Source organism: Microcoleus sp. M2_D5 (assembly GCF_036701935.1).
Taxonomy (GTDB): Bacteria; Cyanobacteriota; Cyanobacteriia; order Cyanobacteriales; family Microcoleaceae; genus Microcoleus.
The window spans coordinates 1-9,832 of the sequence record NZ_JAUBRP010000043.1; the positions used below are offsets into that span (position 1 = coordinate 1).

7 protein-coding genes and 1 tRNA gene are annotated in these 9,832 nt (G+C 46.6%); 5 read left to right on the forward strand and 3 right to left on the reverse strand.

Features of this window, described 5'->3' with window-relative positions:
• The first annotated feature begins 166 nt into the window (after positions 1 to 166).
• The 4 genes from QUA50_RS29285 (at position 167) to QUA50_RS18295 (ending at position 2,849) form a co-directional block, all read left to right on the forward strand.
• A complete protein-coding gene (locus QUA50_RS29285; RefSeq protein WP_445243171.1) occupies positions 167 to 565 on the forward strand; it encodes a glycosyltransferase in 399 nt (132 codons plus the stop codon).
• A gap of 1,170 nt (positions 566 to 1,735) precedes the next feature.
• Positions 1,736 to 2,446, forward strand: coding sequence for a peptidoglycan-binding protein (locus QUA50_RS18285; RefSeq protein WP_333265491.1), 711 nt, complete (start codon positions 1,736 to 1,738; stop codon positions 2,444 to 2,446).
• A gap of 68 nt (positions 2,447 to 2,514) precedes the next feature.
• Positions 2,515 to 2,694 (forward strand): hypothetical protein, encoded by a 180-nt coding sequence (locus QUA50_RS18290; RefSeq protein ID WP_333433662.1) that lies wholly within the window; start codon positions 2,515 to 2,517, stop codon positions 2,692 to 2,694.
• A gap of 73 nt (positions 2,695 to 2,767) precedes the next feature.
• Positions 2,768 to 2,849: transfer RNA gene (locus QUA50_RS18295), tRNA-Leu, on the forward strand.
• Positions 2,850 to 3,176: 327 nt separating this feature from the next.
• Here QUA50_RS18295 and QUA50_RS18300 read toward each other — a convergent pair.
• Both QUA50_RS18300 and QUA50_RS18305 read right to left on the reverse strand, forming a co-directional pair.
• Complete coding sequence (locus QUA50_RS18300) at positions 3,177 to 3,488, reverse strand: PIN domain-containing protein (protein WP_333265487.1); 312 nt, start codon at positions 3,486 to 3,488, stop codon at positions 3,177 to 3,179.
• A complete protein-coding gene (locus tag QUA50_RS18305) occupies positions 3,485 to 3,754 on the reverse strand; it encodes a type II toxin-antitoxin system VapB family antitoxin (protein ID WP_333265485.1) in 270 nt (89 codons plus the stop codon). The genes QUA50_RS18300 and QUA50_RS18305 overlap by 4 nt, the downstream gene beginning before the upstream one ends.
• Positions 3,755 to 4,130: 376 nt before the next feature.
• On the opposite strand from QUA50_RS18305, the gene QUA50_RS18310 reads away from it, so the two are divergent.
• A complete protein-coding gene (locus QUA50_RS18310) occupies positions 4,131 to 7,322 on the forward strand; it encodes a leucine-rich repeat domain-containing protein (protein WP_333265483.1) in 3,192 nt (1,063 codons plus the stop codon).
• 120 nt (positions 7,323 to 7,442) lie between these two features.
• Here QUA50_RS18310 and QUA50_RS18315 read toward each other — a convergent pair whose 3' ends face one another.
• Positions 7,443 to 9,806 carry a DUF3488 and DUF4129 domain-containing transglutaminase family protein gene (locus QUA50_RS18315; protein ID WP_333265495.1) on the reverse strand — a complete coding sequence of 788 codons (2,364 nt, stop codon included), beginning with the start codon at positions 9,804 to 9,806 and terminating at the stop codon, positions 7,443 to 7,445.
• Positions 9,807 to 9,832: the final 26 nt, after the last annotated feature.

A 9,832-nucleotide genomic window follows, 5' to 3' on the forward strand; every position in this document is an offset into this window, starting at 1 on the left:
GAAGAAGTTTTATCTCTCTGTGGTTGGGACTATATCCTAGAAGCTATATTAAGTGCAGGTTCATAGTGAATTGGTATTAGCAGAATTGTTTGGAAAAAGCAAGGAACTGCAAGAAAAATGCAACTTAGGATCGCGAATTAAATAACTTACAATTTTAATTGTTATTGTGGGATGGGCGTCTCGCCCGTCCTTAAAAGACGGGCGAGACGCCCATCCCACAAACTTATGGAAGTTATTTAATTCTCATTCCTTAATTCTAGTAGCTGGCAAACTGCGGGTCGAAGAAACCGACGACTACGAAGAAGCAGAAGAAATTAAAAAACTCTACACAATTATCGACCAATACAACCTTCACGGTAAAATTCGCTGGCTGGGAGTGAGGCTTTCCAAAAGCCTCTCCGGCGAAATCTACCGGGTAATCGCCGACGGCCAAGGTATATTTGTTCAGCCAGCCTTATTTGAAGCTTTCGGCTTGACAATTCTCGAAGCAATGATTACCGGGATTCCCACTTTCGGAACCCAGTTTGGCGGCCCGCTGGAAATCATTCAAGATGGCGTAAATTAGTTTTATATCAACCCGACCAACCACCAGGAAACAGCCCCAAAAATACTAGATTTTTTATCAAAATGCGAACACAATCCAAACTATTGGTATGAAATTTCAACGCGAGGAATTGACCGAGTTTAGATCGCGTATACGTGGAAAAGTCACACTACCAAGCTGCTGACGCTGGCGCTGACTTACGGTTTCTGGAACTACTCATCCAAGGAAAACCGCGAAGATATGCTCCGTTACATAGAGCTTGCTGTTTTATCTGATTTACAAGCCAAGAGCAAAGGCTTTATTGGCAGATCACGCAAATCGATAAGTCGCGAGTTTTGCTTTTTATATCAAATCTGTTGCTATCGGAATTATTCATCTCTTTCTTCCCTTTCTCTGTATCCTCTGCGTCCAGATGGTTTAATAATCCCGATACAACTTAAATCTTGCACCATTCTTAAGAAGAGGCTTTCCGGCCTGTTCCACAGGAGATGAATTTTCTCGCTTCACAGGCCGAAAAGCCTGTTCCTAAACAAGTAATTGAGAATGGTGCAACATTTCAGATACAACCGAAATTGATGTTACGGGGGGATTCAAAGAAAAAACTTCGCCTTTGATAGATCAAATTTGTAAAAAATACACCTGTAACGATTTGTGAATAGCGGCAAGTTTTGTACCATAAGACTGAGGCTAAAAGATGTGGTTTATACGAAAATACGGGCTTTGGTAACGAAACATCTCGGAATCAACCGGCTTTATGAGGAATAGTGCGAACCGGCCCTACTTCTAACAGGTAACTTCTGAGTGCTGGTGTCCCCATTGCCGAAATTCTAGAAACCGGGGCAGATATATAGCAATCCTCGCATCAGTAAAAATATGTAGGGGTAGTGCTAAGAGTGCCTACCCCAGCCTGCATCGGGGCAAGCACGCGGGGTTGCCCCTACAAGAATTACGCAAATCATTTAGGATTGCTATAGCAACCGCGCCAGACGCTTAGAACTTTCTTAATGGCCTAAACCAATACGGTCTATTACCCCTTCCCTCGGACTTCTTGTTACCCGATCGCGAAGTCGAAAGTCATTCTTCCTTCTTGCTTCTGCTATATGTATCAGAAAGCTGTCCGGGTAATACAATTAGATTTAGAAACATGAAAACAGGGAAACCTTGTCAAACCTTACCAACAGGATGAAATTTATGCGTGTGACTACTGTTACGATTTTTAGCTTGATCGCTCTGCTCGCTCCCGGCTTAACCCGAAAGGCAATTGCTGCATTTGACTCAGAACCCTTGGTGCAGGAAGAGTACCGCAGAGACTTTACGAATCCCGCCGATCCGGGTGCGTCAGCATCGCCAGACGGAAAGTCCCAAGCAGATATGTTTAACAAGCCTTTTTACGCGGGCGAGCAGGCGCCAGTCAAAAAGGAAAAAACTATCTCGGCGGGAGCTGACGGGCCAGAAGTGGCGGCCATACAGCAGCGCTTGCAGGTGCACAGTTTCAAGGTGGGGACGATCGACGGTACCTATGGCTCTCGCACTACATCGGCGGTTCGTGCTTTTCAGCAGTCTAAGGGTTTGAACGCAGATGGCATTGTGGATAAAGAAACTTGGACAGCTTTAGCAGCAGATCCGGCGTCGGCTCCTGAAACTGTGCAGAACACTGCTCCAATTCTGAGCAATGCTGCTGTTGCCGGCAATCCTCCAACTCTTCTGAATAAAGGCGCTGTCGGTTCCAAGGTGAAGACGCTACAGGTGCGTTTGGAAATGCAGGGTTACGATCCGGGCCCGATCGACGGCATTTTTGGCGCTCGCACTGCTACGGCTGTCAAGAACTTTCAGCAGTATAAGGGTTTGATGGCTAGCGGCATGGTGGACGACACAACCTGGAAGGCGCTGGGCCAAAAGTAAGCGACGAGGAGTGAAAAATACGGAAAATTGCTGTGGCGATAACTCATGATTGAACCCGGTGTCCCAAAATGACCGGGTTTCTCGATGTTGAGCGATCGAGCAATTTGGTCATCAGCCTGGGAATTTATCCGTGGGTCGCTTTATTTTATCTAAAATCTCAAATCTCAAATCTCAAATCGATGTTGGGCGATCGAGCAATTGGGTCATCAGCCTGCGGATTTATCAGTGGATCGCTTCCTTCAATCTAAAATCTCAAATCTAAAATCTCAAATCGCTTGACCGAGCGCTCTGTTGTGTGCTATAGTATTTAGATGTCAAAATGCGGATATGGCGGAATTGGCAGACGCGCCAGATTTAGGTTCTGGTTCCGAGAGGAGTGAAGGTTCAAGTCCTTTTATCCGCACTTAAAATTTAATTGTAAAAAACACAGCCCGGCTAATTTTCCTGGCTGTATTTTTTAGATGGATTAATCTCAAATTCGAGATCCTCTTGCAGCAGCGCCGTATCCGCATTCAGGCTTGTTACCATTGGCTTTCCTCTTTTAACCGTTATCTTATTATACGATCGCCACAGCGAAGAAATCGATCGGGTTATTGTTTCCCATCAAACAGATGAAGCAGTTTAAGAAAACCAGTTTTCGATCTGCAAATCTTGAAAGTTTGCATAATCAGCGACATTTCGCGTTACTAGAATCAGATTGTTGACTTTAGCGATCGCTGCAATTTGTCCATCAGCATAAGACGGTGTAAGACCAATCGGAATGAGTCTTGCTCGTTAAGAAAGCGAACCACTCAGCAGATTCTTGAGTGTAGGGCAAAATCGGTAATTTTCCTTTCACTTCTTCCTGAAGATAGACTTCGATCGCACGGCGACGCTTAGAGTCGGGCATCCGATAACAGCCTAGCAGAACTTCCTGCCAAACGATAGAGGCGATCGCCACAGTGGATTTTGCCTCAATTAGTCGAGCCATTACATTGGCATTTGGAACAGGACGAACGGGTTCAGAAATGATATTGGTATCGAGTAAATAACGCAGTGTCATTCAAAAATGACCTCGCGTCCTGCAAAAGTTCGATCGCGCACGTCTCCCCAAATTTCATCAGGATTTAAACCCAATTCTTGCAGTTGATATTTTTCCCGAAAAGTAGCGAGAGATTCTCCAAAGCTAAGTTGGGGATTTTTTGACTGTTTGCGACGTTGAATGTATTCGCGTAATGCGATTTCAACTAGGGTTTCGAGATCGATTTCTTCGTCAAGTTCGATCGCCTCTTGCAGCAGCGCCGTATCCACATTCAGGCTTGTTACCATTGGCTTTCCTCTTTTAACCGTTCTTTTATTATAGTTGCGACGCGCAGACCAGAAACCGGGTTTTTGCGAGAATTGTTGTTGACAGGCGTAGAAAACCGAAAAAACCCGGTTTCTTAGATTCTCGCGGGTGACCAGAAACCGGGTTTTTACGCAAATACTTCGCTACAGTGCAGAAACTCACAAAAACCCGGTTTCTTAGATTCTCGCGGGTAGCCAGAAACCGGGTTTTTACGCAAATACTTCGCTACAACCCAGAAACTCACAAAAACCCGGTTTCTTAGATTCTCGCGGGTAGCCAGAAACCGGGTTTTTACGCAAATACTTCGCTACAGTGCAGAAACTCAAAAAAACCCGGTTTCTTGGATTTTACAATAAAATGAAGACTACCGAATCGACAAAGCATATGACCAAAGAAGAATTGTTGCAGTTAATCGACAAAGCGGCTGATGAAGGCCAGACAGAATTGGATTTGTCGGGGTTGGGGTTGGAGGAATTGCCGCAGGAGATTGGCAAGTGCACGCAGCTTGAGACGTTGGTGTTGGGGAAGGTGGAGAAATGGAAATGGGCTGATGGTAAATTGACTCCGAAATTAATCACCAATCAATTAAGTACACTGCCGGAGGAATTGCGAGCGCTGGAAAATTTGCGCTCGATTAACCTCAGTGGCAATCCATTCGGAACAATCCCAGAATTGTTGCTGGGAATGAAGCAGTTAGAGAATTTAAATTTAATTAGTATTGGTTTAACAGAAATTCCAGATGCGATCGGGAAACTGTCCGATCTGACAAAGCTTTACCTCAGTGGCAATCAGATTACCTTTATCCCAGATGCGCTCGGTCAACTGTCAAATCTGATACAGCTTGACCTTGGTACCAATCAGATTACCTACATCCCGGATGCGATCTGTCAATTGTCGAATTTGACATGGCTTAACCTCAGTATCAATCGGATTACCCAAATCCCAGATGCGCTCTGCCAACTATCCCATCTGACACTGCTTGGTCTTAGTGAAAATCAGATTACCTTTATCCCAGATGCGCTCTGCCAACTATCCCATCTGAAAGAGCTTTACCTCAGTAACAATCAGATCCAAATCCCAGATGTGCTCGTCCAACTGTGTAGTCTGACACGCCTTGAACTTAGTAACAATCAGATCACACAAATCCCAGATGTGCTCGTCCAACTGTGCAGTCTGACACGCCTTGAACTTAGTAACAATCAGATTACCTTTATCCCAGATGCGATCGCCCAACTGTCTCATCTGACAAAGCTTTACCTGTGGAACAATCAGATTACCTTTATCCCAGATGCGATCAGTCAACTGTCGAATTTGACACACCTTGACCTCAGTCGCAATCAGATTACCCAAATCCCAGATGTGCTCGCCCAACTGTCCTGTCTGACAGAAGTTAACCTCAGAAGTAATCAGATTGAAAAGATTCCTGAATGCTTGGAAAGACTGCCAAAACTTGAAAAACTCGACCTCCGCCGCAATCCCCTGCCCATTTCTCCAGAAATCTTAGGGCCCGCCAACCTGAGCGAAGATCCCGGTACTCCCGCCGCGATTTTTAACTATCTGCGCCAGCTCCGCAGTGGCGAAGTTCGCCCCCTCAACGAAGCCAAAGTCCTCCTCGTCGGGCAAAGCAGCGTCGGCAAAACCTCCCTCATCAACCGCCTCACCCACAACCAATACAACCCCAACGAGCCCCAAACCGACGGACTAAACATCACCAACTGGCAAATTACAGTCAACACCAAAAGCGTCAAACTCAACGTCTGGGACTTCGGCGGACAAGAAATCTACCACGCCACCCACCAATTTTTTCTCACTAAACGCAGCCTCTACCTCCTCGTTTGCAACTGCCGCACCAGCGAAGACGAAAACCGCCTCGAATACTGGCTGAAACTGATCGAAAGCTTCGGCGACGCATCCCCCGTCATCATCATCGGCAACAAGTGCGACGAACAACCCCTCGATATCAACCGCAAAGCATTGCGCGACAAGTATCCCAACATCAAAGCCATTATCGAAACATCTTGCCAAAGCGGAACGGGAATCGACGAACTCCGCAATGCCATTCACGCCGAAATCTCCGAACTCAAAGAAGTCTACGACCTTTTGCCGCTAAGCTGGTTTCAAGTCAAACAGCGCCTCGAAAACCTCGACAAAGATTTCATCACCATCAGCGAATACGCCACCATCTGCGCTACAGAAAACATCCTCGCAGAAACCGACCAAACCCAACTTATCGGACTGCTGCACAACCTGGGCATTGTCCTCAACTTCCGCGAACACCCCATCCTGCAATCCACCAACATTCTCAATCCGCATTGGGTGACGGAAGGTATCTATGCCCTCCTCAGCGATGAGGAACTTAAAGTCAAAACCAAAGGCATTCTCACCTACGCCGACCTCAGTCGAATCCTGGATTCAACTAAATATCCCAGCCACCGCTACCACTGTCTCGCCAGCTTGATGGAAGAATTTCAACTCTGTTTTCCCATCAGCCATTGCGGCGCGCCAACTTTCCTCATCCCCGGTATTTTGCCCAAAGAAGAACCGCAAAACACCGAACTTGCAGGCGAAACTTTGGAATTTCAGTATCACTATCGCATCCTCCCCGACAGCATTCTCTCGCGCTTCATCGTCCTCACTCACGAGAAAATCCACAACTGCACTCACTGGCGGACGGGGGTAATGTTGGAGTATCGCGAAGGCGCTGAAGTCTACAATATCGCCCGAATTAAATCTGACCCGGAAGATGAAAAAATCTTTATTGCGGTTAGCGGGCGGGAATCGACGCGGCGTTCTTTTCTGAGTTTGATTCGCGATACGTTTGCCAAAATCCACAATTCTTTTGCGAATCTGGAAATTACTCAATGGGTGCCGGTTCCCGGTTATCCCGATGCCGATCCGCTGGATTACGAGGAATTGCTAGGATTGGAGGAGATGGGCGAGACTAAGGTTCGGGTGGGGAAACTTAAAAAAAGTTGGGATTTGCGGCCGTTGTTGGATGGCTATGAGTCGATCGAACTTCGGCGCATGAGGCAAAGGGGCGATGAAAAATATGGAAGAGAATATGATGACCTTGTAGAAATGGCTAAACTAGCAGTTAGTAGACCCATTATTACTAAAGCAGAAGCAAAAATGACTCAAAATTCTTCTGAAACCAACCACTTTCAAGGTGCTTTTCAAGGTGCTAACTTCTCCGGCAATATCGGCGGTTCGTCGAACAGCGCGGCAGTTAGCGGCAATCAATCCGTGCAAAATAATAATGCCAATACGGCGGAAATTCTCAAACTAATTTCATCCATGCGTGAAACCGCCACGCAGTTTCCCGAAGATATCCGCGATGGGATAATTATCGATATTGAAGATGTCGAATCTGAAATTAAGAAACCGGAAAATCAATGGAATAAAGCCAGGTTAAAGAAGAGCTTGACTGCGATGATTGCGGCTGGTACTGCGATCGGAGTTGGTATTGCAGGCATGACTGATTTTGCTGATAAGGCGATCGATGTCGGTCAAAAGCTAGGTATCGAACTCAAGCTACCGTCGGCACGGTAAACATGGCCAATCTGCGTTAATCAGCGTTAATCTGCCTCTATCTGCGGTTAAAAAAAGATAATTTCTTAACCGCAGATGACAATGGATAGACGCGGATTCACGCAGATGAATAACCAAATTTCATCTTAAATTTTTGAGTTTCTTCAAGTGCGATCGCCTCAAATTGTCCACCAACTGCCGCAACTGGTTCAAATTACCCGATTCCCCGCCATACTTCCAGCGCACGTAAGCTTGCGAAACTTCATCAATCACCTCAGCTTCATCAGTTGCATGATTGTCGCGCATTGCCTCAGCATACTCCAAAGGCGTTTGAGCTTTCTGCTTGGCAAAACCCCTACTCGCCAAATCCTTCAGCATTTCCTGATAAACCCCCTCCACCGGCGGCAACTTCGCCAGCCAGCGGCGGTGGCGCCACTTGCGCCACACTTGCCAAATTAACCAGCCAATAAAGCCAAAGGCGATCCCAGCAATCAAACCAGTAAATAACCCCACCCAACCCCTAGCAAACTGTCCCAAAAACCAGCCCACAATCAAAGTTATCCAGCCAATTACAAAACCTATGACTGAATCCAGCCCGCTTCTGAGAGGAGTCGGCAGCCAACCCGCAATCCACTGCCAAAAAGATTCCAGCGCACTAAAAGTCTGGTTGTCTTCCACCGAAGCCGGAATCAGCGGATAACCGGGAATCGGATTAAAACCAAACCAGCCGTGATTGGGAAAATATACCTCCGTCATCAAAAAAGCATCGGTATTTTTCACAACATAGTAACCAGTAAACGGGTTGAATTCCCCCGTATCGAACCCGCCCGCCAGTCGCGCCGGAATCCCGATCGATCTGAGCATAATTGTCAGTACCGTCGAAAAGTGGTCTGGATATCCCCCTGTAACTTTTTTGCCGCCCTGGGTGTTTTTGTAGCCAAACAGAAAAGCCTGGACTAAATCTTCACCTTCTTCTAAGTAAGGCAAAGCTTTTTCTATTTTGTAATTCGGATTTTGCTTTAAATATTGAGCCAAATACAAAGCTTTTTCGTAAGGAGAATCTATCGGTCTTTCCGACTGAGATACTCTAGTTCTTGCCGCCAAGATTTCTTCAGTTTTTTCTCGCACCTTTTTGGCAATTTCCGGGGGTACATCCAAATAAAACTTGCGAATATTTTTCGGGTAATCAGTACCAGTTTTACCTAACAAAGAGCGATCGCGAAAAGGCACATTAGAAATCACCGTATAAGTCACACCCTCTCCCAATGCCGCAGGCGATCGCAAACCCCCCTCCGCATCAATCGCCACCTCTGGACTAGGAAAATAAAGCTCCTTCGGCTTGTTTAAAGCTGGAATCAAATTCGGCAACTGAGCGACAATAGTATAACTTTGAATCACCTCTTGAGTCCGAGGCGCATTGGGAAACGGATTCAGATAAAATTGATAAGACCACCTAGGCCGAGTAAGCTTTTGAGCTTGTTCGTTGCGAGAAATTTCCCAACCCTGACCGGTGTATTTGTCAAAGCCTAATACCCGCCAAAAACCCGCAGCCTGCGATCGCACCCGCATCACCACTTCTGGTTTCATTTCCCCCCGCAAATTTTGATTGATGCGCTGGTTGAAACCGTAATAAAAAGTAGAGTCTACCTCTCCTGGCCCAGAGTCTGGGTTTCTCCCCGTTCCTCCGCCAGTTCCTTTTTCATTTCCCCCTCTAACATACCCTGGATTCAGAATGCTGCGCTCGTCAAACTCCCCCTGATATTCAATAGGAGCACTCACCGGAAAAGTCCGCAACTGATAGCCAGGGAGGCGCGGCAAAAACGCAAAAATAGTCAGCCCCAACCCGACAGTTATCAGCAGCAGCCCAGCAAAATACTTTGGGGATAAAGTAGCAGCAAATAGCGACAGGCTTTCATTTTTCCCTTTACCTTGTGCTTTTTCGCCAATGGCTTCTGGCTTCAAAAATCCCAAGCGCGATCGATAATCCAAAACCAAAGTCGGAAGCGCTAAAGCCAAAAACACCAACAACAGCGGCGCAAAAGTCAAGGTTTGGCTGAGAGTCGCTGCTACCCCTAACAAAATTAGCCCGATTACCATCGAATAGCCCAAATCCTTGCGGCGGGGCAAATCGAAACTGTGCAGCACTTGAAGTTGGATTAACAGTTGCGCCAAAACTAACCGCGTATCATTCAATTCTCCCACCAAGCGGCTAAAAAAAGCGAACAGCGCCACCAGCATTCCAATAGCTATGCAGAACTTAGCAGCTACATTGCGATCGCGGCGGCGGTACCAACTCCAAGTTGCTCCCACAATACTAACAGGCACAGCCCACAGGTTCAGGGCTTCTTCAGCAGCAACGTCAGTAGCTACAATTCCCACAATCACCAACAACTGAACTAGGATTCGCAGCAGCAAAGAATCCTCAATCACCGGCGGAGGCATGGCCTCAATCTGCTCCCACAGCTTACCCAACACAGGTATATTTCGCAGGTTATCAGTTGTCATGTGCACCCATCCAACGATTTTAGATT

What these genes read in the sequence shown, in the direction of transcription:
- QUA50_RS18285 (WP_333265491.1), top strand. Translation starts at nt 1,736, where the DNA reads ATGCGTGTGACTACTGTTACGATTTTTAGCTTGATCGCTCTGCTCGCT.
- QUA50_RS18290 (WP_333433662.1), top strand. Translation starts at nt 2,515, where the DNA reads ATGACCGGGTTTCTCGATGTTGAGCGATCGAGCAATTTGGTCATCAGC.
- QUA50_RS18300 (WP_333265487.1), bottom strand. Translation starts at nt 3,488, where the DNA reads ATGACACTGCGTTATTTACTCGATACCAATATCATTTCTGAACCCGTT.
- QUA50_RS18305 (WP_333265485.1), bottom strand. Translation starts at nt 3,754, where the DNA reads ATGGTAACAAGCCTGAATGTGGATACGGCGCTGCTGCAAGAGGCGATC.
- QUA50_RS18310 (WP_333265483.1), top strand. Translation starts at nt 4,131, where the DNA reads ATGAAGACTACCGAATCGACAAAGCATATGACCAAAGAAGAATTGTTG.
- QUA50_RS18315 (WP_333265495.1), bottom strand. Translation starts at nt 9,806, where the DNA reads ATGACAACTGATAACCTGCGAAATATACCTGTGTTGGGTAAGCTGTGG.